We start from the raw sequence: 26,887 nt of genomic DNA, 5'->3' as shown, positions 1-26,887 counted from the left end.
AATTTTGTCACTAAAAGGAGTGTCCTTCATGTTTCAATATAATGAAAAAGAATTCTATAATACCAAAGACTTAGCGATGTATGCGATTGGTGGAAAATATAAAATTGCCATTGTTTGGGCATTTTTAGAACACGGTACCTTACGTTTGAGTGAGTTAACTAAAATTCTACCTGATATCAATCAACGGATGATTATTCGACAATTACGAGAATTAGAAAGAGACCATATTATTCAACGAACTGTCTATCCTGTCGTTCCTCCTAAAGTAGATTACGAATTAACAGGAATTGGATTTGAACTGGCTCGCGTGGTTCAAGAAATTTGTACATGGGGCGACAAGTATTGGGCTTCACTCAAAAAAACAACCAGCACGCAAGATTAAGTGCTAGTTGTTTGCCAAAATGTTCGTAATTCCTGCACCAACTCTTGTGGACGATAACAGACAGTTGGTTGCCAATGAGGTGGAAACAATTGACGATAACGTGGTGTATTAAAACGTTGGTCTAATAACAATACTATCCCCACATCAGACAAGTCACGAATCACACGCCCTGCTGCTTGCAAAACTTTATTCATTCCGGGTAATTGATACGCATAGTCAAAACCAGTTTTGTTTTGTTCATCAAAATAGGTGCGAATCAATTCTTGTTCATGATTAATTTGTGGCAACCCCACTCCGACAATCGCACTCCCAATTAAACGAGTGCCTTTTAAATCAATTCCTTCCGAAAAAATCCCACCTAAGACACAAAAAGCGACCAACGTTTCAGATGGATTAGGTGTAAATTTTGCCAAAAACTGTTCTCGTTCTTCTTCATTCATCTCAGTGTCTTGAACAATCGTTTGCACATTGGGAAACAATTCTTGAAAAAGTTGATACGTATCATCGAGGTATTTATATGAAGGAAAGAACACCATATAATTTCCAGTTTTCTCTTGAATCATCGTAGCAATTGCTTCGACAATAGTAGGCAAACTATTTTCTCGTTGTTTATATGTCGTTTGAATATAGTTCGTGAGACAGATTTTTTGATTTGCCACCGGAAAAGGACTCATTAAACGGTAGCGTAACGCGTCTTCACCACCACCTAGCATTTCTTGGTAATAATTTAACGGACTAAAACTAGCAGAAAACAATATACTTGCTTGACTCTTGTCTAACATCTTTTCCAAAAATGGCGCAGGTTCAATACAAAACTGACGAATCCGCAGATCATACGGCAGTATTTCAACGGTTGTTTCATAGTGATCATCATAAAACTCACTAATTTTCAAAAAATGCAAACAATCAAAATAGACTGCTAATACTTTTTCTTGCGCCGGGTCTTCTGTATGAGCTGCCAACCATTCTTTGATTAATTCACTAAATTTGAAAAGCTGATTTAATAATCCCTCTGCAGGTGGTGCTTGATGGTGAAACGTCCAATTATCTTCTTTCGCAATCTGTTTCATTGCAGCAAATTCTTTATCAATTTTATTTAATACACGATGAATCTTTTTAAAGTCTTTTGATAATTGTTCCTTCATTTGTTTGAAAGCCAAGCGAGTAATTGTTGCTGAATACATTTCACGTGAACGATTCACTAGGTTATGCGCCTCATCCACTAGAAAATAATAATTTTCTTCTGGTTCTTCAAAGAAGCGTCGCAAATAGACCGTCGGATTAAATAAATAATTATAATCACCAATAATCACATCACAAAATAAACTAACATCTAAGGATAACTCAAACGGACATAAGCGATGTTTTTTGGCATATTCTTCAATTACAGGCCGTGTAAATTGATTTTCATGGTGTAATAAATCCCATAACCCTTCATTAATACGATTGTAATAGCCCTCTGCATAAGGACAATCATCAGGATTACATTTACGCTCATCTAAAAAACAAATTTTATCTTTTGCAGTCAACGTGATACTTTTGGTCTCAGCACCCACGTCGGCTAATGCTTTTAATGCGTCTTCTGCAACTTGTCGCGTAATCGTTTTTGCTGTTAAATAAAAAATACGGTCCGCACGTTCCTCGCCAAGAGCTTTAAAAGCCGGAAACAATGTCGAAATCGTCTTACCAGTTCCAGTTGGTGCTTCGACAAATAATCGTTGTTGATTGCGCAATGTTTTATATGCTGCCACGGCTAATTCCCGTTGCCCTTTTCGATACGAGTCATAAGGAAATGCCAACGATTGAAGGGCAGACGTTCTCAAGCGTCGCCATTCTTCTTGAAATAATAACCATTTATGGTATTCTTCCAACAACTCTTCAAAAAAACTTTTTAAAAACTCAAAAGTGTACTCTCTTTTTCGACGGGTAATTTGTTCTTCTATCGTTTGAAAATAAGTCAGTTGGACCGAAATCTGTTCGAGTTTTTCTTGTAAACTATACAAGTAAGCATAGACCATCCCTTGATAAAAATATAATTCGATTTGATCGGAACTGACATCCTCAAATTGAATTTCGGATGTTTTAATTTCATCGACAACCCACTGATTTTCATGTAAAAAGAGACCATCTGCACGACCTTCAACAATGATAGTATCGCCATTTACAGTAGCTTCTGTTTTTAAAAAGACTTCTTTTTGATAATCTTCTCCTGCTGCCTTTTGCAACTTCCGATGAATACGCGCACCCTCTTGTGCAGTATGATTACTCACTTTACGATTATCGATACTTCCTTTGCGTAAAATGAATTCCACTAATTTACGAACAGAAATCTTTCCTCGCTTCATCTTGTCACCTTCTTTGAACTTCTATTATATCGATTTCCCTTCAAATGTATAGCGAACAAAACAAACTTTAAAAAGACCTTTTATTTTTTGTTTATCAGTTCTTTCAATACTAGTAAAAATTGGCGAAAAGGAGCTGTATTCATACCCATTTTCTTGTAATTTTCTAAAATAGACTGAATTTCTAAACACAGATACCCGACATACAACACATATAGCATCGCAATACCGGTATAAGCAGGTAATATAAACGCCACTGGTAAAAAAAATACTAAAAGAATCATACTTGCGATTTTGCGTAAAATACCATTAATTCCTATCTTCGAAGTGATCTCTTGTTTGATTTTTGCAGCAAGAACGCCACTGAAAAAATCAATCATCATAGCGATAGCTAAAACAGCTAATAGATATAATACGCGTTGTTCTGTTAATTGGTTTATCCATTCATCAATCATATTTTCTCCTCCTTTCATTTCTACTAACGAAAAAAGCAGAAAAAATGTCCAAGGAAAAAATCCTTGGACATTTTTACATATCGTATTGCACAGTATAAATCACATTATTTTCATCGCGAACACACGTCTTATCATCTTGTTCAAAGTAAAAACTTTTTTCAAATTCGCCATGACGTAATCGTAATCGTTGCTCGTTTACGGATAATTCAACTTGCTTAAATGTTTCTTCATAGACCTCATATGGGTCATTCTCCCACTCACTATGTAAAAAAGTATTTTCAAAATCGTGATAAACAGTTTCTGGTTCTACTTCATCTGTGGATGGCACATATTGCTTCACCACAGTCAACGTTCCTTGACTGAAATCATACACCCCTTGACTTTGGGGAAAACCATTACTATCTACTTGCATAAGTAATACATTCGTTGGCGTTTTTTCGTCTAAAGCAGGTAAGCTTTCAACAACTAACGAATCGCTTGAATTAATGACTTCTGGAGATGATTGGCAGGCGGCACATAATAAACCAAGACAACCTACATAGATTAATAAAAGAAGTTTTTTCATATGTCATCCCCCTCATTTAACTAATAACTACGTATAGTATAACAAGAGCTGTTTCAAAAAAATTCAAAACGAGTTATTTTTCATTCAATTTTTAAATTGGCTCCTTTCTTTTAATCAGATTCTAGAAGGATTCTCAGATTAGTAGCAAAATCCGTCTGTCATACAAGAATATTTTTTTGTTAGAAGTTACTATTTACGTTATACTTAAACTGATAATACTTATACAAGGAGGTTTTTTATGAAAATCACACGTATTATAACAGGACGTATTGAAGAAAATTGTTATTTGGTTTGGCAAGATAAGGATCTTTTAATCATTGATCCAGGTGCAGATGCCACAGTTATTGCAGAGCAAATCAAAAAAACAGAGGCCCAACCATTAGCCATCTTATTGACACACACGCACCACGATCATATTGGAGCGGTTGATCAATTACGTGACTTATATCAAATTCCTGTGTATGTCCACCCGCTAGAACAAGAATGGTTGGAAAATCCTATCTTAAATCTATCTGGTGCACAAAACATTACTGCTCGTCCTGCAGAATATGAATGGGAATTAAAAGAGTATACAATTGGAACGATTACGTTTAATGTTCTGGCAACACCCGGACATTCCATTGGTAGTGTTAGCTTTGTCTTCGATGATTTTGTGGTGTCAGGCGATGCCTTATTCCGTGGAAGCATTGGTCGTACAGACTTATATACAGGAAATTTAGAGCAACTACTAACGAGCATTACAACACAATTATTTACCTTACCTGATGAATTACCAGTTTATCCAGGACATGGAGATCCTACAACAATTGAACGAGAAAAACAAACCAACCCATTTTTTCAAAAATAGATAGGAGCGAAAATTATGACAAAAACAGAGCTTTATATCGTTAGACATGGAAAGACAATGTTCAACACACTCCAACGTGTACAAGGATGGTGTGACACACCTTTAACAAAATCAGGTGTCGAGCGCATTCAATATTTAGGGCTAGGGCTACAAGATATTGATTTTTCAGAAGCCGTTTCAAGTGATAGTGGACGTGCAATTGAAACGATGCGTATTCTTTTAAGTGAACATCCAGATGGACCTGTCATGCCTTATCGCGTGGATAAACGTATTCGTGAATGGTGCTTTGGCTCATTGGAAGGTGCGTATGATGCAGAGATGTGGGGCGTGATTCCACGTGTTTTGAATTTCCAAAATTATGATGAGATGATTGATCGTGACACAACATTTAAAGAAATTTGCGAAGCTGTCTACAATGCCGATACCGCAAACTGGGCAGAAACCTATGAAGAATTAAGCACACGTGTTTTGACTGGATTTGAAGATATTGCGCATCGGGTAGAGAAAAATGGTGGTGGTAAAGCGTTAGTTGTTTCGCATGGTTTAACTATTGCCTTTTTATTAAATTTAGTACGTGAGGAAAACAATGTTCGCATGGACTTAGACAACGGCTCTGTGACACGTTTAAGTTATGAGAATGGTGTCTTTAATTGTGAAGAAGTAGGGTCTACTACCTATATTGAAAAAGGCATCGAAATTTCTAAAAATTTATTAAGTTAATAATTTTTCATTTTTCAAAACATTGATACATCAACTTTAAAAGTAGTAAACATTTTTTGTTTGCTGCTTTTTTTGAAAAAAAGTTGGTAATCTTTTTAAGAAACGGTATACTTATCAATGTTATTATGAAACGAAAGGATTGAAAAAATGTTTTTCGAAAATATTATTAAAGCAATTATTTTGGGTATTATCGAAGGGATTACCGAATGGTTGCCAATTAGTAGCACAGGGCATTTAATTTTAGCAGATGAGTTTATTAAACTAAATGCTTCTGAAGCCTTTATGACAATGTTTAACGTAGTCATCCAATTAGGAGCAATTTTAGCTGTCGTGGTACTCTACTTTAACAAATTAAACCCCTTCTCGCCGTCAAAAACGACAGAAGAAAATCGCGAGACATGGTCCTTATGGTTTAAAGTGATTGTTGCGATTATTCCATCAGTTATTCTTGGTTTGCCACTCGATGATTGGTTAGAAGAGAACTTCCATAGTTTCTTACCAGTTGCCATTATGTTAATTGTTTATGGGATTGCCTTTATCATCGTTGAAAAACGTAATAAGACAAAAACGCCAAAAGTCACTAATTTAACACAGATTACTTATCAATTTGCTTTACTGATTGGTATGTTCCAAGTGCTTGCGTTAATTCCTGGAACTTCTCGTTCAGGTGCAACTATTTTAGGTGGTATCCTAATTGGAGCTTCTCGCTTCGTTTCTGCTGAGTTCTCCTTCTTCCTAGGAATTCCAACCATGTTTGGTGCAAGCTTGTTAAAAATCGTTAAATTCATTACTAGCGGCAATTCGTTTGATATGAATGGGATTGTGACCCTGCTTGTTGGTACAGTAGTATCATTTATTGTTTCAATTATTGCGATTAAATTCTTAATGAACTATATTAAGAAAAATGACTTTACGGCCTTTGGTTGGTATCGTATCGTTCTTGGGATTATCTTAATTGGCTATTGGGCCTTTATGATGTAAAAAAAAGAGATGTCTGCGACGATGCAGCATCTCTTTTTTTTACGTATTTTTAATAATCAAGCCATCAATAATATCTACGGCTTCTTCACTTGCGTTTAAAATAGATTCAAAACGGTCATAAATTTCTTTCCATTTGATAATTTCTAACACATTGTTTTCTTCGCTAAATAATTGTTTTTTCAATTTACTGAATAAACGGTCACCTTCAGATTCAATTTCATTGACTTCAACAATCATATTTTTTAATGTTTTAGAATTTTTAAATTTAGGAAATTCTACCATTGCTGTATGGACACCACGAGCAGCTTTATTTACTAAACTCGCAAAATGTTCAGTTTCTGGACGCATTTCTGTAATCACTAGGTTTTCAAATAAATAGGTCATACCATTAATCCCATCTAAAATATCATCTAAACATTCTGAAATAATCAAAATATCTTCACGATCAATGGGTGTAATAAACGCATCGTATAGCTCATTAGTTAATTCATCAACCATACGATCATTGTCTTTTTCTAAGCGGTGAATTTCTTCTGCTTTTGCTTCAAAAGAACCGACTGTGTAATTGTCTATGATATCTTCTAAAATTTCTGCTGCTTTGTGCGAATTTCCGGCTAAAAGCTCCATTGTATTAAAATAGTTGTATTGTTTTTTTCTTGCCATGTTTTTCTCTCCTTAAAAAATTGCAACAAACAGTTTCGCCATCACATATGCAATGAGTCCACATCCTGGGAAGGTCATTACCCACGCAAAAACCATTTCTCTGACGATACGCCAATCGACACTTGATAGTCGTCTAGACGCACCGACACCCATAATTGCAGTTGTTTTTGTATGTGTCGTTGAAACAGGGATTCCAAAAACAGAAGCTAAGAACAAGCAAATTGCTGCACTTAAGTCGGCAGAAAATCCTTGGTATGTTTCTAATTTAACCATGTCCATTCCGACTGATTTAATGATACGCATACCACCGACTGATGTTCCGATACCCATAGTAATTGAACACAAGGCCATTACCCAAATTGGGATAACAAATCCATTCCCTGTTTTTTCTGCTAAATTATTATAAAATAATCCTAGCATGAATACCCCCATAAACTTTTGTCCATCTTGTGCGCCATGCAAAAAAGCGTTTGCCGCTGCTGCACTTGCTTGGCCCCACGTGAAAAATTTATTCGCTTTTCTTCTTGGTACATCGCGGAAAATCAACACAAGTAATTTTGTGATTAAATAACCGCCTCCAAATCCTAGGACAGTTGAAACAACTAAGCCAATAAGAACTTTTGTCCATTCTTGTCCATTGACAGCATTTAAACCGCCTAATGCCATCGCTGAACCAGTTAAACCTGCGATTAGCGCATGTGATTCACTAGTTGGAATGCCAAAATACCATGCTGCTACTGCCCAAACCACAATAGAAAATAGCGACGCTGCGAGCGCTACTTGGGCTGCTTGAATTCCTTGAGAGTCAAATGAAACAATATTACTAATTGTTTCTGCTACTTGTGCATTAAAGAATGTCATTACTAATGCACCTAAAAAGTTCATTACTACCGCAATACCAATCGCCACATTCGGTCTTAAGACACGTGTCGAAACTGCAGTCGCAATGGCATTCGGGGCATCTGTCCATCCGTTTACAAAGATTACACCCATTACAAGTGTAACGGTAATAACTAATGCAATGCTCAAAATTTACACCACCATTTCGTTTTTCGTTGTCATCATAGCATAAAACTAACATTAGATGGAAGCAATTTTTTAAAGAAAGGTTTCTTTTGTATAAAAAAAGTAAATTTTGAAAGCAAAAGCTATTTTTTTCGTAAATTCTTTGTAAAATTCACTATTTTTTGTGTTAAGTAAAATTTCTTTACAACTTATTATTGCATTGCTCCCTTTGTTTATGTATAATGACTAGTGTTGATTTATACGTTTTTCGTATAATAACTTTTTATTCGGAGGTGAAACAAATGCCAAACATTGAATCTGCAATCAAACGTGTGCGTACAAGCGAAGTTGCTAACGCTAAAAATTCATCTCAATTGAGCACAATGCGTACAGCAATCAAAAAATTTGATCAAGCTGTTGAAGCCGGTGCTGATAACGTAGATGCGTTATTTAAAGATGCTGTCAAAGCAATCGATATGGCTGAGTCAAAAGGATTAATCCATAAAAACAAAGCTGGCCGTGACAAATCTCGTCTAAGCAAAAAAATCGCTAAATAATTAAAAAAAAGAGGGTAAGCGTAAAGCTTCTCCTCTTTTTTTATTTTCCGTTTCCGTGTAAACGATGAGCTGTTTTCAAAACAAATAATTGGAATAAAAACTCTTTTTCCATGCGTCCACTTTTTATTAAGTAATCATTTTCAATAAGCTCATCATAAAGATGTGCTAAATCTTTTTGATTCAGTTTTTTTGCTTGTTGCATCGCAAGTTTTACCCGATACGGATGCACTTTTAAGGTCTCTGCAATATTTCCTTGTTGATAACCAATTTTCATTAGAATTGCCGTTTGCAGTAACAAACGAATCTGACTAATTAAAATTGCATTGATTTTAATCGTCTCTTCTCCTTGAATATATAAGTCATCATACAAACGTAAAGCTGCTTCTGTTTTTCCTTGTAATACATAATTTGTTAAGTCAAAAACATTATCTTCTAAGGACTTAGGGACAAGTTGTTCCACAGCTTGTTTTGAAATTCTTTTTTGTTCTCCTGCATATAAGCGCAGTTTCTCTAACTCTTGCATGGCTTTGGATAAACGCATATCTGTTAAACGGATAAACAATTCAAACGCATCTCGTGCCATCACTAGCCCATCATTATCCAACGTCTGTTGCAAATAACGACGAACGTCTTCTTCTTTCATTGGTTGAACATCGATGACTGCGGCGGCTTTTTTTAGCTGTTTGGTAATCTTTTTACGCTCATCTAATTTTTCATAAGCAGCAAAAAAGACAACAATTGATGTGTCGTTTGGGTCTTTAAGATATTCTAATAAACCTTCAATATTATGCTCTGGTGCATTGCTTTTTTTCTCTGCGGTTAAAAAAAACGGATTGTCCACAAACACTAACCGATAATCACCAAAAAAAGGCGTCGATTGCGCTTCATCCAATACCATGTCTAAGGAATCTTGTTCTAAATCAAATTGCGCAAAATTCAAGTCATCCTGATCGACATTCAAACTTGCCAAAAACGCTTCACGAATTTGTTGTTGTAAAAAATCTTCTGTTCCTAAAACGACATACAGTGATTGGAATTTTTGTGAACGAATTTCTTGTAAGGCTTGTTGGGTATTCATCTATTTTCCTCTCCAATCTCTCACTGGCTATCCTACCATGAAGCACGCGCAAATGCTAGTAATCTTTCGCTAGCCAAAGACGGGGTTGTTGTTCTTTTATCCCCCATAAATAACGAACCATCCCTGATTGATCGGTTCTAAAAACACGCACATGATTTGCTGTTAATGTTTCTAATACTTCTGGATGCGGATGGTTAAAGCGATTATTTTTTCCACATGAAATAATTCCTTCCTTTAGCTGAATTTGCGCAATAAATTGATAGTCCGTTGATGTTTTGCTTCCGTGATGTCCAAGTTTCATCACGTCGACTTTTAAGTTCGGATAGTCTTTTAAAAGTTTTCTTTCGCCTTCCTTTCCCAAATCACCAGTCATTAAAAAACGCATACCACGAATCTTGGTCGTTAATACAAGCGAATCCTCATTTTCACCTTTGCCAAATTTAGGAGCTAAGACTTGTAGTGATACCCTCTTTCCAATAATTTCATTCATTTCTACTTCTCGAATTTTTGTACGTTTGGGTAAATGTTTAGCAAGACGTTGAATGCTTGGGTGTTGTAAACTCCCTTTGCCTACATATACCCATTTTACAGGAATTTTTTCAATGACTTTGGCAGCATCGCCCAAATGATCCGCATCCCCATGCGTTAAAAATAACCCATCAATTTGCCGAACACCCTCTCCTTTCAAAAAGGGCAATAACGTGTATTCAGCTCCCGAACGATACGTCCGTTGTTGCCATGCTTCTTGCTCAAAAGACAATCTCCCTCCTGTATCAATTACATAAACTTCCTTTTTGAAAGGACTTTGAATAACAGTACTATCCCCTTGACCAACATCAACAAATGAAACCGACGTCTCAAATGATAACAATTGGCTACCTATCAAAATGAATGTAGGTAGAAAAAGCAACCATTTACGATGATAGTGATAAAGTAACAAACTGCTGATGACAGCCACCACAACGCTAAACATCGCTGGTTGACCAGTTACCCAAACCAGTGATTTAGTCAGACGCAATAATCCTTCAAAACCTTGAATAAAGTATAGCAAGAGGTTTGTTAGACCAGATACTGGGACACCTAATAGAGTGAGTCCGCACAAGAACAAACTAAAAGGTAAGAAAATAGTAAAAAATGACCCGCATACAGTCGTTAAAATGCCACCTAATAAGGGTAATTCAAAAAATGTATACATAAAAATTGGCGCTGCCAACACTGAAACCACTTGAGAACGCCATAGTTGCGCAAAGAAATGATTATCTCCATCGTTTTGAATTAAAATAAACCACGACATTCCTAAAGATAAAATACCTGAAAGCTGTAATAATGTTTTGGGATCCAATAACAAAAGTACAAACAAAACGATACTAAAGCGATCCATTCGTGACAAATGGATTTGTCTTTCTTTAAAAAATAAATTCAATAAATAAAGGAAAGATGCACGTAAAACACTTACTTCTTGTCCAAATAAAAAAATCCCGAAGAAAATTCCGATACAACTAATTAGACTAAATTCGTTAAATGTTAATCGTGTGCGCCGTAAGAGTTGCAAAAACCAACCATAAAATAAATACACGTGACTCCCTGAAATCGTAAAGAAATGCAAAATACCACTACTACTATAAATGTCTTGAATCTCATGAAAATCACGACTTTTATAACCTACGAGTAGTGCTAAAAAATAAGTGGAAATTTTTTCAGGAAAATTTTCTTCCAACCAATCAATACAACTCGCTCGAATCTTGCGTAATACTGCAAAACCAGATGCGTCTTTTTCAAAAATAATCTCATCAATCACGAAAACACCTAATTGATTGGTCGAAAAATAAAACCGCTGTGCATGAAATCCATGTTGGTTTCGTAACTGTTCAATTTCTCGAAAAGATCCTTTAACTTTGATAATTTTTGACCAGTTCTTCCGAATTTTCCATTGATTTTTTTCTTGTTCAGTCGCCAATTTGTATTGCCCTTTGATATTTCCTTGCGATAATGAACCTTCAAAATTAACTAAATCCCCGTTCAATTGAATCGTGTCAGGAAAAATGTGGACTTTAGTGACCAATTCTTTTTCAATAGGCACAGGTGGTAATTTCGTTTGTTGTGCGCGTAAGAAAACAAAAAAGCTGCAAAAAACAGCGAGTAACACTAATGTTACTTGTTTTTTACAGCAAATTATTCCTAAGAAATAGCAACCAATCAATATGAAAATTGGTTGCTGTAATAACCATGCATGCAAAAAACTACTTGCACACAACAGCGGAAATAATAATTGATTTTTCCAAGAGTAATCTTTTCTATTGCTCATTTAATTGCCCAAAAGAAAGTTTCTCAAAATATTTTGGTTCTAATTGCACTTGTTCTACTTCTACACCCACATGTTTAATTAATTCCATCGCATATTCATTATTACGATAATCATTTAAGTAATAAATTTTTTTTACACCAGCTTGTAAGATAGCTTTCGTACATGGTAAACATGGAAAATGTGTGACGTAAATTTCCGAATTTTCCGTGGAAATCCCCAGTTTCGCACATTGTAACAAAGCATTCATCTCCGCATGAATCGTTCGAATACAGTGACCATCAACGATATAGCATCCATCATCAATACAATGATGATCACCGCTAACAGACCCATTGTAACCTCCTGCAATAATTCGTCGATCTTTTACTAAAGTCGCTCCTACTTCCAAACGTGTACACGTACTACGCAACGATAATAGAACCGACTGCGCCATGAAATATTGGTTCCAGGGGATACGTTCGTGTTCCGCCTTTATAAAATCGCTTGAAGCGTTGATATTATAGGTTTTTCTAACATTCTCTTCCATTCAAATTCTCCCTTATTCTTTTGTTTAAACATACAAATGAATACTCACTTGTTGTATTTTCTATTTATGAAAAATATATGCGTATGAAATAATAGATACATTGACCAAATGTTATCATACTCATGCTATTTTGTGTACAATTCCAGTCAAAATTACCAAGCAAAAAATCCCCTTATCTTTGCTTCAACATTCAAGTTTGCTGTAAAATATGGAATTTTCAAAGAACTAATCGTTTGTTCTAATAAAACATACGCATTTTCCATACATTGTAGTTATTTTTTGAAAAAATAATCCCATAGCTATAAAAAAAAACTTCTCAAACTAATGCATGAGAAGTTTTTTGACGATTAAATTGTTTTGGTATCTATGACAAAACGGTATCTTACATCTGAATGAAGCACTCTTTCATAAGCTTCCTCTATTTTATCCGCAGAAATTAGTTCAATTTCTGGAGTAATATTGTGTTCGCCACAAAAATCTAACATTTCTTGTGTTTCTTTGATACCGCCAATTGCTGACCCAGCAAACGAACGACGACCTCCGATTAAACTGCTAATGTGCAGTGGGGCTGCTTCTGCTGGTGCTCCCACATTGACCAGCGTTCCATCAAGCTTTAATAAACTTAAGTAACTGTCATAATCCAGAATTGCACTGACTGTGTTAATAATTAGATCAAACGAATTACTTAAAGTTTCAAAGGTTTTTGGATCGGAGGTAGCATAATAACCGTCTGCGCCAAATAATAATCCGTCCTCTTTTTTACTCAATGTTTGAGACAGCACGGTCACTTTTGCTCCCATCGCATGACCAATTTTAACAGCCATATGCCCTAAACCTCCTAAACCAACGACAGCGATATTTTTTCCAGCTGCCTGCCAATGATTTAATGGAGAAAATGTAGTGATACCTGCACATAGTAGAGGGGCTGCTTTTTCTAATGGGATATTATCTGGAATACGAACAACAAAGTCTTCCGATACTACGATATGGGTCGAATAGCCACCTTGTGTATACTCTCCATACTTATCAATATCTGCATAAGTTCCCGTATGACCATGAGGACCTTCACAGTATTGTTCCTCTCCTTGTTGGCAATGTTCGCATTGACCACAAGAATCAACCATACATCCTACGCCCACTCTATCGCCAATAGTATATTTGGTCACTTCTTCGCCTGTTTCTTTCACAATTCCAGCAATTTCATGGCCAGGTACTAGCGGATATTGCACTTCTCCCCATTCTCCTCGCACCGTGTGAATATCCGAATGGCAAATTCCCGCATATTTAATCTCGATTAAAATATCCTTCTTATCTAACGCTCTACGCGTAATATCTGTTTTTTTGAAATTGGCAGTTGGACTAAATGCTGCTCGAGCTTTAACATTATACATGATAATTCCTCCTTAATAGTAAATCTATTACTATAATACCTCTTAAAGTTAACATTAAGGCAAGTATAAATGAATAATTTTGATGAATTTCTTAAATCGGAATAATTAGCCTCCCACTTAAAATATACGATATACATTGAAAGTATAAAAGACTCGTATTTTTTAACCAATACATCAATAACTAAATGCTATTTACAACTAGCCACAGCTTCTTCAATAACCATCATGACCAACTTTGAATGTTCCATACGTCGATGCGCTTCTTCTACGTCTTGATTTTCGATTATTCTAACAAAATGCAAGAATTCTTCTACCATTCGATGATCGTGTGTATTTTTGTTCATTGATTGAGCGGGTGTTGCTGCTTGGGTAATCGTGTAATTTTCCACTGTATTGCTGGGCCCCTCGACTGTAATCGCTCCTTTTGTGCCTTGGATGATGGATCTATTTTTTGCCCATGAATCTTTTGCACCAATACATACTGCTTTTGTTTGGGGATACTCTAAAATGAGGACACCCGACGTATCGACTTGTTGTTCTTCGTTCGCAAAGTACGTTACTTTAGTGGGTTTACCCAATAGTCCGACCACAAAATGAATGTTATAAATATTAATATCCATCAACGCACCACCACCCATTTCTGGATTGAAGGCGGGCAAAATAATGCCTTGTTTAAACGCATCATATCTTGAAGAATATTGTGAGTAATTACATTCAACCAGCTTAATGTCTCCAAGTGAAGCTAAGTTATTTTTGATTTCTTGATAATTTGATAAATACTGATTGGTGATTGCTTCAATTAAGATTAAATTTTTAGCCTTTGCAAGTTGTTCTAATTCAAGTAATTGAGCTAAAGTTAATGTAAAAGGTTTTTCACAAATAACATGTTTCCCAGATTCTAACGCTTTTTTAGCAAATGAATAATGTAGATGATTGGGTAAAGCGATATAAACTGTATCGATGTCATCGTTCATTAAATTTCCCTCAACGTCTGTATAAACCTTTTGAATCCCATATTGTGTTTGTAATTCTTTGGTTTTAGACAGCGAGCGTTCCGTTCCCAAAATTGAAACTAATTCTAATTGTGGTATATCTCGTGCAATCGTTAAAAACTCTTGAACAATCATGCCAGCGCCAAATATTCCTAAGTTCATTTGTATCCTCTACTTTCTTTATTTAATAGCTAACTACACGGATAGTATAGCTAGGAGATGTTTTGTTTAAAAGTGATTCTCAATAAATTGGTCAAAACTTTCATAAAAAGACGACGTTTAGTGTTTCTGATTGAACTTTTTGTTTAACGATAACAGTATTTCCATGAGAAAATTAAAGAAATAAGCTATGATAGCTATAGATGAGGAGGTTAGTTCTATGCTACTAATTGAGCAACTAACGACGCAAGAAAATTTTACGAGTAATGAACAAAAAATTGCGCACTATATTTTAGAGAATTTAACCCAAATTCCTAATATGAACATTGAACAAATTGCCAAACAAACCTATACATCTCATTCGGCAGTCGTTCGATTAGCAAAAAAATTAAATTTTGAAGGTTTTAGAGATTTTAAAATTGCCTTATCCGAAGCAGCCTACAACAAACGTTACACTCAAGAGCAAGTAGATGCCAATTTTCCTTTTGAACCACAGGACTCTTCAGATCAAATTGCCAAAAAAATGGCTGATTTAACTATTGAAACGATTAAATTAACACAATTGCAAATCAACGGAAAATTATTAGAGGATGCTGCTGCTATTTTGACGAAAGCCAATCGTATTTTTTTATTCGCTAAAGGTGATTCACAAATTCGTTCACGCAGTTTTCAAAATAAGATGATTAAAATTAATAAGTTTTTAATTGTGGCAGATGAATACGCAGATGAAGCTTGGACCGCTGCCAATCTTACTCCGACAGATTGTGCTTTATTTGTTACATATGGAGCCAAATCACCGCAACATGCTAAAATTCTGACTTACTTCCAAGAAAAAAGAATTCCTTCTGTCCTATTAAGTGGGAATCCAAATGCAGCTCTCAATCAATTAGCAACACTTCCGATAGTTATTAGTCAGAATGAGTATGACTTTCTAAAAATTGGGACATTTTCTTCTCAAATTGCTTTTCAATATGTCTTAGATACTCTTTTTTCCATTTTGTATGCTCAAGAATTCCAACAGAATCTAGTCAATCTGAAAATAAAACATGCGCTTTTAGAACAAGGAATTTTATCAGAAAACCCTACTCCTTAAAAGAACGAGGTGTTGAATGAGCACCTCGTTCTTTGTATGCTTTATTTTGCAAGTAACGATTCATATTTTTTATATTAAACCATCGCATCTTCGAAATATTCATCTTTGTGGACGACTTTTTCAAGATATTTCGTTGCTTCTTTGTAATACATCTCTGCTTCTGTCTTATTTCCTAAAAGGTACGAGCAATCTACGAGAAGCACATACGTTTGAAAGGCGATTTCCGATTTTTCATTTAGTACATCGTGTCTAGCTATGGCAATTTCCAACATTTTTTTAGCTTCAATTGGACTTTCATGGGAATAAGCTAAGGTGTTGCTTTCCCAGTATAGTTTCTCAAATCGCGACTTAATTTGATGCTCTTTTTTCTGTTCAAATGGTTGGACAAAAATAAAATAATTGCCATTGGGATCAGTCATCGTAAATCTTCTATCGAAATTTAAATTTTTAGGTATCCCCATTCGAGGTAATCCTGTTCGAGAAAGCTTTTTACCAACAGATTCTATATAGTTTGTTTCTAACATTTTATGCCATTCATCAATATTTTCTATCTCATAAATATAAATATTGGTAGGTGTTGGAATTGTCAGCTTCTTATACGTATACAGGTGAAATTCAAAATAATCGTTTGTCATAATGGCATAACCACCTCGACGTTGATTCTCCGCATACGTATTAACAAACCCTAACTTTTCATAAAATGCCACTGTTTCCTTTAAATCGACAGCAGGTAACGCGGGGACAAATTGTTTCACATTCATTTTCTTCATCATAATACCTCCATTCTACTTCTATTGTATCTATTTCATGCAAATGATAAGGTTGATGAATCATTTAAGCTTATAAATAGCTTATTAGGAAACTTAAAGGTGTCATCAACTTGAAGTTTTTTTATAATCTTAGTAAGGAGGATGTTGCATGAAAGAAATTGACATCGCGAGAAAATTAAATATTAGTACTAATGCCCTCAGACATTATGAATCATGGAAAATTATTCCAGAAGTTGCGCGTCAAGAGATTGGTTATAGAATGTATACAGAAGTTCATGAAGCCTATTTTAAATGTATTAGAGAAATGATCCCCGGATTTGGCATAGCGTTTATTAAAACACTACTGCCAATGGTCATGATTGGCGATACGACTACAGCTATTTGGGAAATTAACAAAAAGCAAGTAGCGCTCTGTCAGGAAAAAGCAAGGATCGAATATACCATCGAAATACTAGAACCTGGTGTATTAGCAGCCATTCCCAAATATAAAAATAAAAAATACTTTTCAATTGGTGAAGTCGCAAAAGAAGCAAATGTCTCTACATCGGCAATCCGCCATTGGGAGAAAGAAGGACTACTAACACCACAAAGAGATATTCATAGTGGTTTTCGCCAGTTTAATATTCAAGATATTCGCAAAGTTTATATTATTCGTGCCGTCCAACGAACAGTCTTTTCTTTAGATACTGTTCGACAGGTTCTAAAAGAAGTCGAAAATAAACAGATGTCGCAAACACGAGAGATTGCAAATAGTGCTTTGGAACAAATTAATCTGATGCTTTTAAATCAATTTAAGGGAATTGCCGCTTTCCATCATTTATTGACTACTTTAGATGAAGCGGGCGTCACCAAAAAATAAAAAGCGCATCAATAAATAAGAAGTAGCGATCAGATTTACTAATTTGATTGCTACTTCTTATTTGTAATGTGTAACTAAAATTTTTTCTTATCCTCACTCATTTTTCGTTTCACTTGTTTTTGATCATACGCTTTATCGATAAATACGCGACTTGGTTTCTTAGGTGAATACACTACACGAAGACTCGTTCCTACTTTCCAATGTAAGAGGGTAGCAAATTTCGATTTCGCCATTCCTGTGGTGTAAATTTTTTCATGCCTATTTCCTTGTTTATCTTGATAATCTATTTTATATTGCCGTTGACGATACCCACCATATCCACTTTCTGAACCATTATAGCTTATATTTGTTAGGCGTTCTTTTCTGATAATTGCCATAGTTTGGAGATAATTTTTCTTATTTAAAATAAAAAATAGCCCTCTCCTAGTACTGTTGTCAAAAGCAAACCAGATAAAGAGAACCAAAAGAAGCGATGCGACAGTTAGAAATATCCCTAACAATGCTGAACCATTGATTCCTGCAAAAAGGCCGTTTTTATACAATATCACCATAATAAGTAGCGATACCGCCAAAAATAGTAGCATGCCCAAAAGCTTCTTCATGTCGACTCCTCCCTTTCTCCATTAATCTACGCCTTCTACTTGATAATCCATCAAAAATTTTTCCAATTGTTTTTCTGTCCTTAATATCTCTGCTTGACGAAAGGTACGCTCATTTTTTTGAACGCTGTCAATTTCTTCGTGCGCTTTCTTTAAGTCGTATGCTATAAAATGAGAATTTGCTACACCTTTTTCTAACAGTTCTTCTGTTTGTTGCACTAATTTTTTCAAGTTAGAAATATCTAACGGTGCATCTCTCGTATCAGCAGTAGTCGAAGTAAACAATTCTTTTCCTGAAGAATCAAACGCTTTGAATGATACCTGATAATCTTTAAAATAAGACGAATTGGTTGTTTCAAGAGGGAAAGTATATTCTGTCCTATTCATTCCTACTGTCTCAATCAGACGATTGTTTTGATACAGTTGATAAGTTGCCGATTCCAACGGTCGCCAAGTTAGCGTATAGCCTTGTTGCGTGTAACTACTAACAGTTAATACACGATAGGGCAGTGATTCGATGAGTGCATAACTTTTTGCCCCTGCTTCTTGTAGTTTTTCGTTTGTTCGATTGCTATGATAATACAACGCGAAAATTTCAGCAAAATATTCTTTGGTTTGTGCATAATATTCGGATACTTGAAGACCCGATAATTCTTCTGTTCCTTTTCGTTCAGGCAATACGTTATCTTTTTCATTGTCCTTAATTTCTTCAAATTCATCACGTAATGACTCACTCAAATAACCATAACTATCCCCTAAACGATAATCAATTGCATGTCCGAATTCATGTAATGCAATATACCCATTATCGGAATGAGCAGCATTTATTTTGATATAGATAGTATTATCCGCAGGTACAAAAAATCCCGCATATTTTTCTAAATCGTTTTTATAGACATGAAAATTTGGTAATTCTTCAAACTCGTAATCGGTCAATAAAATAGTCAATTCGTTGTGATAAACGAGATGGATTAATTCTGCATCTACTGAACTTAGGGCTTGCACCACCTCTTCGACCACAGCTTCTTTGATCGTTTCTTTTTCTTCTAAAACAATCATTTCACGAATGCGCGCTTCATTTTCTGACGTCGTAGGTTCCTGCTTCACAAAGCGAAAAAAGAACGCACCAATGAGAGATAATCCTAAAATAATCAATAACCAATTTCTTTTTCGCATGTTTTTTCTCCTTTCAGTTGAATAAAAACATCATTAGAAGTTCGTCTGCATACGCATAGAATTTCCAATGATGTTCCTACAAACTTCTTAAATTAAAACCCACGAATCAAGTATCTGCCCCATTCACGCATCGCAATTTTCTCACCACCATCAGCAGCTCGCTTTAACCAGTATTCGCCTTTTTTTACGTCTTTAGTCAGAAAATCTCCTTTGATATGATACAGTCCTAATAAACGCATCGCGACTAGCTCATGCAACGATTCGGCTGCTAGATACAAATAGCGTGCGCCTTCTTCTGCATTTTTCTGTAAACCATCGCCATGCAACAGACGATAACCAAGTACGCGCGTGGCAATACCATCACGACGCTCTACTGCTAAATGCAACCATTTTTCGCCTTCAACAGCGTTTCGTTCAATCCCTTCACCATCTAGTAAGCGAACAGCTAAATCTACGATTGCCCATAAATCTCCTAATTCAGCAGAACGGCGCAACCAAAGTTCTCCTTCAATAGGATCAGGCGTTAACCCAACACCAGCTAGATAACAGTAGGCTAGTTCATTCATGGCACCTGTGTCTCCTAAATCAGCAGCCGCTTTTAACCACTTGACACCTTCTTGATTTTTTTCTTTGCGTTGCTTCTCAGCCAAATCCACGACATTATCCGTTACTGGAGTCGCTTGCTCTTCCAGCACTTCCGTTGTTTCGGTAGTTTCATCCGTTTCCTGTATGTCAATTTGTTCAATTACTTCGTTCGTTTTTTCTAGTTTTTTCTCAACACCCAATGACTTAGAAATTCGACTGAATACCGAGAAATTTTTATTTTTATCCTCATCTTTACTCAAGTGTACACATCTCCTATCTGCGTGCTTTTTATTTTATAGTAATCAAAAAATCAGATTTTTGCAAAAATTCGCTTTTTATTCTTCACAAATAACGTTTACATCTGCATATTGGTGTGGTATTATTCATAGTGGATTTGAATGCAATTTATCTCTTTAGGTAGATAAATCATTCTTATTTTTTTAACTATTAAAGGAGGAATTATATTACTTTGGAGACAATATTATTACAATATGCTTGGGTACTTATCGTTTTGATTGTGTTAGAGGGGTTATTAGCAGCAGATAATGCTGTCGTAATGGCCGTGATGGTGAAACACCTACCCAAAGATCAGCAACAAAAAGCATTGTTATATGGTTTAGTTGGCGCATTTGTTTTCCGTTTTGCCGCAATTTTCCTAATTACAATGTTAGTTAACTTCTGGCAAATTCAAGCCATTGGTGCACTTTACTTGCTGTTCATGTCTGGTAAACACATTTACGATTCTTTGAGACATTCAGAAAATTCTGATGAAACAACTAAGCCCAAGAAAGCCTCTGGTTTTTGGATGACAGTAGTCAAAGTAGAACTTGCAGACATCGCGTTTGCTGTCGATTCTATTCTAGCTGCAATAGCCATTGCCGTAACACTTCCTGCAATTGGAAGTCACTCTATCGGTGGTATTAATGCAGGTCCATTTGTCGTGATGTTTTTAGGCGGACTTATCGGTGTCATTATGATGCGTTTTGCAGCACGCTGGTTCGTTTCACTTTTAGAAAAAATTCCATCATTAGAAACAGCAGCGTTTCTGATTGTTGGTTGGGTTGGGGTAAAATTAGCTGTGTTAACATTAGGACATGAAAAATTAGGAATTATTCCTCATTCATTCCCTCATTCAACATTATGGGAAGTCATTTTCTGGACTGTTCTTATCTCAATTGCAGCTATCGGATACATTGTAGGGGTGCGAACACAAACCGCAGAAAAAAATCTACCTGTAACTGAACTTACTGAAAAAATTAAGCGTTAAATATAAATATAAGAATGCGCTCCCTCAACAGGGAACGCATTCTTTATTTAGCGATGAACAGTTACGGTTTTAGTCGTTTCAATTGTTACTCGGCCATTTTTGATGACAAACAAACGTGTTGGTAAATCGATAATTGCATCATTGACAACTTTTGTGTCTAACAAGACCATATCTGCTTGATTTCCAACCTCAATTCCGTAATTTTTCAATCCAATTGCACGAGCAGGATTCGTTGTAATCATTGGTAAAACAGTTGGTAAATCATCCGCACCACCTAAATGCGCAACTGGAATGGCTAACATAGCTGTTTGCATGATATCGCCTGTTCCATAAGGCGTAAATGCATTACGAATATTATTGGTAGCAATACACATGTTGACACCACCATCACGTAATTTACGAATAGGTGTTACTGCTCGGCGAACATTGTATTCATCTGAACGTGCGCCTAAATGTAAATCAGTTGCTGGTAACGCCATCACACTAATGTCTGCTTCTGCCATCAATTCGATAATTGGACGTAGTTTTTCTTCTGGTAAGGCATGTAATGCAGTTAAATGCCCCACAGATACACGCCCTTGATACCCTTCAGCAATTGTTTTTTTACACAAATATTCAATCGAAATATCATCTGCTTCATCAGCAAAATCTTGGTGTAAATCAACGTCTTTCCCATATTTTTTCGCAATATCAAAAATCAAATCGATGTGTTCATTAGCTGGTGCATCATTGTAAGGAATTCCTCCCACTACGTCTGCGCCCATATCCATTGCTTGATACATCATTTCTTCTGTACCAGGTGCTTTAAAAATTCCTTCTTGTGGAAAGGCCACGACTTGAATATCCACTAATTCTTTGTACTCTTCTTTTAATTGTAAAATCGTTTCAAAACCAGTGAAACCTTGCGCTGGATCAAACTCTGAGTGAGTACGAATAGTGGTTACCCCACTTTTGATAATCATTTCTAAGGCTTGTTTTGCACGACTGTAAACATCGTCTTTTGTAAATGTCGGTTTTAATTCTGCGGTTACTTTAATTGCTTCTTGCAATGTACCAGATTTATTCGGTTTACGGCTTGCAATCAATGCCTTATCCAAGTGAATGTGACTTTCAATTAGACCTGGAATCAAGACACGTCCTTCTGCTTGAATTTCTCTTTCGGCATCACCAGCAATTGAATCGGCAATTTCGACAATTTTACCTGCTTGCACAGCAATATCTTTTAGATCTTCTCCATCTTTTAGACGTGCTTGTCTAATAATTAAATCCATAATAAATCCCCGCTTTCTTTTAGTTGATAATTCATTCTTCGTTTGATTAAGCAAAAATAAATGAAATAATCAATAGAATGACTGACGCAATACTAATCCATTTGACGTTTCCTTTAACAATATCCAAGATTGGTGTTTGGAATCCTGAAGACAGAGCTTGCATGGTAATATTTACAAAGCTCATTTGACTACCTAAACCAACACCCATCGTTACAAATCCCAAAGCTACAATTGGGAAACCTAATGAAACGGCAACCGGCAAGACTAATGTTAACACTGATCCTACATACGCTCCTGCTGGAATACCAATCAAAATACCAGTTAATACTGCCACAGGAATAACAATTGCGGTCGGAGCATTATTAGCAACACCGGCAATTACTGCGAATGTACCCGTTTTAGCGATGACATTGATGAACGCTAAGAAAATACCCACTTGGAATAAACGCGTTAAGATATATGTTGAACCATCAACCATTGCCGTAACAGATTCGTTCATGTTGAATTTTGTACATAGATAAATCAATACCAGTGTTACAACCATGTAAGTTAATGGTGTAAAGATTGCTGTTCCAGCTAAATCATTAACAATCGGGCCAAAGATTACCGCAAATAATAAGAAGATTGCTGGAATCGTAATTTTAAATAATTGCCCATTTGACATTGAGCTATACTCATCATTTGCTTCTTCTTTAAAACCAAGACCACGACGTTTTGTTCCCCAGTAAGCCAATACTAACGCCAAGGCTACAAAGAATAACCAATAAGGACGCATAGCTGTCACATATTCAGCAGCATCAATCCCTGCTAATTGCGACGTAATACTTGTTTCTAATGAAGCCGGTGATGTGGTAAAAGAGACCGCTGCAGCTAATGACATCGCAGCAATTAATTCTGGTACTACGCCCACTGCCGCAAATGCTAATGGTGCAATAACCATCGCACTACCGCCGCCAATTCCTGACATATACGTTGCAGCTGCTAATAAAATAACGATAAATACAGCAACAAACTCTACTTTTCCTTTTGTTCCTCTTTTGGCTAAAGTTAAAGCAGCGGAGTACCCACCTGATTTAAATACCGCCATCGCAATAGCCGAATTAATAATTGGGACGGTAATGCCTAACATCGTCGGAATCGCTTCAAGTAATTCCTTATTTACATCAGCTAAACCAATGCCGCCAATTAAAATTGCTAAAATCCCACCAACTAAACCAGCAATGATCATATCTACTTTTAAAAATAATAGAACCAATACGACAATTAATGGAACTAACGTCAGAATTGCAATGAAACCTGTCGGCGCTTGAACTTCTAAGTCTTGGGCAAAGACAGCTGTTGGTAATAAAAAATTGATGCCAATTACTAATAAACTAAATTGGACTATTTTTTTGATATTCATTTGTTCTCCTCCTTAAAATCCTTCATTTATAAGTTGATGATCATGAGCGTAACCGAATTGACACGCGCAACAACACCAAATGTTCCTTTTTACTATCCCCCTTTTATAAAAATAACTTTCTACTCCATTTAACTAATGGATAATTTCTCTTTTATAGATTATGATAAGGAATAGAAAATTATTTTTGATCGTTTTCGTTTGGTCAACGACTAATCAAACTTATACTAATATTTTAAACGAATTGAATGCGGATTCAAATTAGGAGTATTTCCAATAAATGTCGTATTTGATTGGATAAAATAGATAGTTGGAGGATTTTAACAATGTTAACAGTAGAAGATTTATTACATTTAGATGAATTAAAAGGTATTACGATTCTAGCTGGTGAAAAAAATATCAAGAATCAAATTTTACAAGTGAATATCATGGAAAATCCTGACGCGTTTGATTGGCTAACCCCTGGTGAGATGTTGCTGACAACTGGTTTTATTTTCAAAGATGATGAGGCCATGCAAAAACGACTAATTCGTGATTTAGCCAAAATGAATTGTTCGGCTTTGGGCTTTAAATTGCAACGTTACTTTGATGAAATTCCTGAATCAATGGTCAAACTTGCCAACAAAGTCAATCTCCCTATCCTATCGATTCCTTATGATTACAATTTTACGGAAATTATTTCGATTATTAATCAACATCATAAATTTAATCAAAGCATGGTTAGTTCATTAGAAGTTTCGATGCACAACAAGATGTATCGCATTTTGGAAGCAGGTAATGGAAGCAAACACGTCATTCAAAAATTGGCTGAATCCATCCAAAATCCCATTGTTTTATTCGATCAGAATTTTAGTCCTACTTATTATGCAGATTTGCCAGAGAATCCTATCCGAGTCTCAAGTATCTTGAATAAACAAAAAAATGTTCAACATATTCAACAATTTTTAAACGAAAAAATTAATTCATCCTTACGTTTTTATCAAGATCCTATGAATTTAGACTTTAGTTTTGGTCAAAAAACGATTCCCATTCGGATTTTTCCAATTAAAAAAAATAATATCATTATTTCTTATTTAATTATTTGGAATACGATGCATGAACTAGGTCCGTTAGATATTATTGAGCTGAAAGTTGCGGCACAATATCTGTTATTACAATTGCAATTAGAAGATTCATTAAACATTGAAAGTTACCAAAAACGCAATGAAATGTTTTTTGAAATCATTCGCAACAAATACCAAAACGAAGATGTTTTGATTCAATTCATTAAATATTATCAATTAAAAACAGATGCGATCTATTCTATCGTGATTTTGGAAACGTCTAACAATCAGTCCCAATCAAATCGTCAGATAATGAATTTAAGTACCCGACTCAATCAAATGCTAAGTGGCTACCGTCAAAAAATGATTTGTATCGAATACAGCAATTCATTTATTTTATTAATCCAAGACCCACCTGCGGATGAAAGAGAATATCTAAAAACCATGAATACGATTGGCAAGTCTTTACTAAATCAATTAGCGAAAGAATCAAATGATTTAGATATTACGATGGTGATTGGACCCACCGTTCCCAATATTAAGCAAATTTATATCTCCTTCCAACAAGCCTTACAAACATTAGATATCTATAATAGCGACGCATCTTTCGAACATTCCACACCAATTATTTCGTATGATGATGTTTTTTTGAAGCATATCATTAGAGATCATTTATCAATTGATGGTTTGCATAAGATTACTGAACGCTTTATTACGCCTTTAAAACAATTTGACGCTGTCAATAAAAGTGAATACTTAAAAACCTTACAAGCATACTATCAAGCCAATCGAAATATTACCAAAGCCGCTGAAAATTTATTTATTCATCGCAATACCCTCTTGCATCGCTTAAATAAAATCGAAGAAATCCTAAATATCAGTTTTGATACACCGGGAGATAACCTGCAATTAGAATTTGTAATTTATATTTTTCCATTGTTGTAACAAAAAAACGTATGAATTTTCTGTTCTTAAAACAGATTTCATACGTTTTTTACTACTATTTTTCATTAATACACACGTGCAATATGCAAGGTGAGATACAACAATTCATCGTTATTCACAGCAACGTCTAGCTCCACTTCGACATATTTTTTTACTTTTTTGGCTGCGCTAAACTCTCGTGATAAACGTTCTTTGACAGAATTTAGTAAAAAATCATCTTTTGTAGGTAGTTCTTCTTTTTTCAACATACGGCTAATGAAAAATTGTAAGTGTGTGACAAAGCGTAAATATAACAATGACTCCGTATCGACTTCTTTTTCAGGAAACAAATAACTTAACAACATCAGTATATCTTTTAACATCCGAATCGCTTGAATAGTTTCTTCCATATTTGCACGTCCATCTTGTGCATTGACAATATGAAAGGCAATATTTCCTGCTTCTTCTTCTGGTAATTCTATCTGTAGCTCTGTATTTAAATGTTCGACGGCATATTTTCCTAATGCAAATTCTTTGGGGTAGTATCGTTGAATTTCAACAAGTAATTTATTTTGAAAAACAATGCCTTGCTGTGTTCGTTCGATTGCATAATTAATATGATCGAGTAATGTAAAAAACAAATTTTTGCTTAAACTTGTTTCAAACTGTGCATTGCTATGGTCAATAATTTCTTTGACGACCAGTAGTAGTTTTTCTGGAATATTCTCAAATAATTGAATATAATCTGATTTTAAAGTTTCAGAAATTGAGTCTAACTTAAACACTTTTTCTATTTTCTCTTCTGGAACAACATCCCCTCTTTTTAATGAAAAACCTAATCCTTTTCCCATTAAAATAACTTCGATTCCTTCATCATTCTGACTAAGAATCAAACTATTATTCAATGCTTTAATAACTTCCATTTTACACGCC

The 26,887-nt window shown here is 35.4% G+C and carries 26 protein-coding genes; 9 read left to right on the top strand and 17 right to left on the bottom strand.

Annotated elements, in window-relative coordinates; genetic code table 11:
- Positions 1–28: 28 nt before the first annotated feature.
- A complete protein-coding gene (locus tag PYW32_RS06210; protein WP_016175184.1) occupies positions 29–382 on the top strand; it encodes a winged helix-turn-helix transcriptional regulator in 354 nt (117 codons plus the stop codon).
- Here the strand turns inward: PYW32_RS06210 and PYW32_RS06205 are convergent.
- The 3 genes from PYW32_RS06205 to PYW32_RS06195 form a co-directional block, all read right to left on the bottom strand.
- Positions 379–2,727: an ATP-dependent DNA helicase gene (locus PYW32_RS06205; RefSeq protein WP_016175185.1), complete on the bottom strand. Its 2,349-nt coding sequence runs from the start codon at positions 2,725–2,727 to the stop codon at positions 379–381. The genes PYW32_RS06210 and PYW32_RS06205 overlap by 4 nt on opposite strands.
- 80 nt (positions 2,728–2,807) lie before the next feature.
- Positions 2,808–3,179, bottom strand: coding sequence for a phage holin family protein (locus PYW32_RS06200; protein ID WP_016175186.1), 372 nt, complete (start codon positions 3,177–3,179; stop codon positions 2,808–2,810).
- Between the two features lie 73 nt (positions 3,180–3,252).
- On the bottom strand, positions 3,253–3,744 hold the full coding sequence (locus PYW32_RS06195; RefSeq protein ID WP_016175187.1) for a hypothetical protein: 492 nt from the start codon (positions 3,742–3,744) through the stop codon (positions 3,253–3,255).
- A 238-nt stretch (positions 3,745–3,982) separates the two neighbouring features.
- On the opposite strand from PYW32_RS06195, the gene PYW32_RS06190 reads away from it, so the two are divergent.
- The 3 genes from PYW32_RS06190 to PYW32_RS06180 all read left to right on the top strand — a co-directional run bounded on the left by PYW32_RS06190 (position 3,983) and on the right by PYW32_RS06180 (position 6,292).
- On the top strand, positions 3,983–4,591 hold the full coding sequence (locus PYW32_RS06190) for an MBL fold metallo-hydrolase (RefSeq protein ID WP_016175188.1): 609 nt from the start codon (positions 3,983–3,985) through the stop codon (positions 4,589–4,591).
- Positions 4,592–4,606: 15 nt separating this feature from the next.
- Positions 4,607–5,311: a histidine phosphatase family protein gene (locus PYW32_RS06185; RefSeq protein ID WP_016175189.1), complete on the top strand. Its 705-nt coding sequence runs from the start codon at positions 4,607–4,609 to the stop codon at positions 5,309–5,311.
- A 147-nt stretch (positions 5,312–5,458) separates the two neighbouring features.
- Positions 5,459–6,292 carry an undecaprenyl-diphosphate phosphatase gene (locus tag PYW32_RS06180; RefSeq protein WP_016175190.1) on the top strand — a complete coding sequence of 278 codons (834 nt, stop codon included), beginning with the start codon at positions 5,459–5,461 and terminating at the stop codon, positions 6,290–6,292.
- Positions 6,293–6,331: 39 nt separating this feature from the next.
- Here PYW32_RS06180 and PYW32_RS06175 read toward each other — a convergent pair whose 3' ends face one another.
- Complete coding sequence (locus PYW32_RS06175; protein WP_016175191.1) at positions 6,332–6,955, bottom strand: DUF47 domain-containing protein; 624 nt, start codon at positions 6,953–6,955, stop codon at positions 6,332–6,334.
- A gap of 12 nt (positions 6,956–6,967) precedes the next feature.
- On the bottom strand, positions 6,968–7,984 hold the full coding sequence (locus PYW32_RS06170; protein WP_016175192.1) for an inorganic phosphate transporter: 1,017 nt from the start codon (positions 7,982–7,984) through the stop codon (positions 6,968–6,970).
- A gap of 278 nt (positions 7,985–8,262) precedes the next feature.
- On the opposite strand from PYW32_RS06170, the gene rpsT reads away from it, so the two are divergent.
- Complete coding sequence (rpsT, locus tag PYW32_RS06165) at positions 8,263–8,517, top strand: 30S ribosomal protein S20 (protein ID WP_016175193.1); 255 nt, start codon at positions 8,263–8,265, stop codon at positions 8,515–8,517.
- A gap of 40 nt (positions 8,518–8,557) precedes the next feature.
- On the opposite strand, the gene holA is transcribed toward rpsT, so the two are convergent.
- The 5 genes from holA to PYW32_RS06140 form a co-directional block, all read right to left on the bottom strand.
- Positions 8,558–9,595, bottom strand: coding sequence for a DNA polymerase III subunit delta (gene holA, locus PYW32_RS06160; RefSeq protein WP_016175194.1), 1,038 nt, complete (start codon positions 9,593–9,595; stop codon positions 8,558–8,560).
- Positions 9,596–9,650: 55 nt separating this feature from the next.
- On the bottom strand, positions 9,651–11,900 hold the full coding sequence (locus tag PYW32_RS06155) for a DNA internalization-related competence protein ComEC/Rec2 (protein WP_016175195.1): 2,250 nt from the start codon (positions 11,898–11,900) through the stop codon (positions 9,651–9,653).
- Positions 11,890–12,426 (bottom strand): ComE operon protein 2, encoded by a 537-nt coding sequence (locus tag PYW32_RS06150; protein WP_016175196.1) that lies wholly within the window; start codon positions 12,424–12,426, stop codon positions 11,890–11,892. Before PYW32_RS06150 ends, PYW32_RS06155 begins: the two co-directional genes overlap by 11 nt.
- Positions 12,427–12,773: 347 nt before the next feature.
- Positions 12,774–13,817, bottom strand: coding sequence for an NAD(P)-dependent alcohol dehydrogenase (locus PYW32_RS06145; protein WP_016175197.1), 1,044 nt, complete (start codon positions 13,815–13,817; stop codon positions 12,774–12,776).
- 188 nt (positions 13,818–14,005) lie between these two features.
- Positions 14,006–14,971 carry a Gfo/Idh/MocA family protein gene (locus PYW32_RS06140; protein ID WP_016175198.1) on the bottom strand — a complete coding sequence of 322 codons (966 nt, stop codon included), beginning with the start codon at positions 14,969–14,971 and terminating at the stop codon, positions 14,006–14,008.
- A gap of 217 nt (positions 14,972–15,188) precedes the next feature.
- On the opposite strand from PYW32_RS06140, the gene PYW32_RS06135 reads away from it, so the two are divergent.
- On the top strand, positions 15,189–16,061 hold the full coding sequence (locus PYW32_RS06135) for a MurR/RpiR family transcriptional regulator (protein WP_016175199.1): 873 nt from the start codon (positions 15,189–15,191) through the stop codon (positions 16,059–16,061).
- A gap of 74 nt (positions 16,062–16,135) precedes the next feature.
- Here the strand turns inward: PYW32_RS06135 and PYW32_RS06130 are convergent, their stop codons facing one another.
- Positions 16,136–16,831 carry a DUF8817 family protein gene (locus PYW32_RS06130; protein ID WP_016175200.1) on the bottom strand — a complete coding sequence of 232 codons (696 nt, stop codon included), beginning with the start codon at positions 16,829–16,831 and terminating at the stop codon, positions 16,136–16,138.
- 148 nt (positions 16,832–16,979) lie between these two features.
- On the opposite strand from PYW32_RS06130, the gene PYW32_RS06125 reads away from it, so the two are divergent.
- Positions 16,980–17,690, top strand: coding sequence for a MerR family transcriptional regulator (locus tag PYW32_RS06125; RefSeq protein WP_016175201.1), 711 nt, complete (start codon positions 16,980–16,982; stop codon positions 17,688–17,690).
- Positions 17,691–17,764: 74 nt separating this feature from the next.
- On the opposite strand, the gene PYW32_RS06120 is transcribed toward PYW32_RS06125, so the two are convergent.
- The 3 genes from PYW32_RS06120 to PYW32_RS06110 form a co-directional block, all read right to left on the bottom strand.
- Entirely contained in the window at positions 17,765–18,292 is a 528-nt protein-coding gene (locus PYW32_RS06120; RefSeq protein ID WP_016175202.1) for a hypothetical protein, read from the bottom strand.
- A 21-nt stretch (positions 18,293–18,313) separates the two neighbouring features.
- Positions 18,314–19,465: an anthrax toxin lethal factor-related metalloendopeptidase gene (locus tag PYW32_RS06115; RefSeq protein ID WP_016175203.1), complete on the bottom strand. Its 1,152-nt coding sequence runs from the start codon at positions 19,463–19,465 to the stop codon at positions 18,314–18,316.
- Positions 19,466–19,557: 92 nt separating this feature from the next.
- The gene (locus tag PYW32_RS06110) at positions 19,558–20,310 is read right to left on the bottom strand and encodes a tetratricopeptide repeat protein (RefSeq protein WP_016175204.1); all 753 of its coding nucleotides are present in this window, start codon (positions 20,308–20,310) and stop codon (positions 19,558–19,560) included.
- Between the two features lie 209 nt (positions 20,311–20,519).
- On the opposite strand from PYW32_RS06110, the gene PYW32_RS06105 reads away from it, so the two are divergent.
- The gene (locus tag PYW32_RS06105; protein WP_016175205.1) at positions 20,520–21,317 is read left to right on the top strand and encodes a TerC family protein; all 798 of its coding nucleotides are present in this window, start codon (positions 20,520–20,522) and stop codon (positions 21,315–21,317) included.
- 47 nt (positions 21,318–21,364) lie between these two features.
- Here the strand turns inward: PYW32_RS06105 and PYW32_RS06100 are convergent, their stop codons facing one another.
- Positions 21,365–22,588, bottom strand: a complete 1,224-nt coding sequence (locus tag PYW32_RS06100) for an amidohydrolase family protein (RefSeq protein WP_016175206.1) — start codon at positions 22,586–22,588, stop codon at positions 21,365–21,367.
- A 46-nt stretch (positions 22,589–22,634) separates the two neighbouring features.
- Entirely contained in the window at positions 22,635–23,990 is a 1,356-nt protein-coding gene (locus tag PYW32_RS06095) for a hypothetical protein (RefSeq protein WP_016175207.1), read from the bottom strand.
- A 323-nt stretch (positions 23,991–24,313) separates the two neighbouring features.
- On the opposite strand from PYW32_RS06095, the gene PYW32_RS06090 reads away from it, so the two are divergent.
- The gene (locus PYW32_RS06090) at positions 24,314–25,975 is read left to right on the top strand and encodes a PucR family transcriptional regulator (protein ID WP_016175208.1); all 1,662 of its coding nucleotides are present in this window, start codon (positions 24,314–24,316) and stop codon (positions 25,973–25,975) included.
- A 65-nt stretch (positions 25,976–26,040) separates the two neighbouring features.
- Here the strand turns inward: PYW32_RS06090 and PYW32_RS06085 are convergent, their stop codons facing one another.
- Positions 26,041–26,877 carry a PRD domain-containing protein gene (locus PYW32_RS06085; RefSeq protein WP_016175209.1) on the bottom strand — a complete coding sequence of 279 codons (837 nt, stop codon included), beginning with the start codon at positions 26,875–26,877 and terminating at the stop codon, positions 26,041–26,043.
- Between the last annotated feature and the right edge of the window lie 10 nt (positions 26,878–26,887).

Source organism: Enterococcus saccharolyticus subsp. saccharolyticus (genome assembly GCF_029023825.1).
Classification (GTDB): Bacteria; Bacillota; Bacilli; order Lactobacillales; family Enterococcaceae; genus Enterococcus_F; species Enterococcus_F saccharolyticus.
This window is presented reverse-complemented; position numbering and strand designations above follow the sequence as displayed.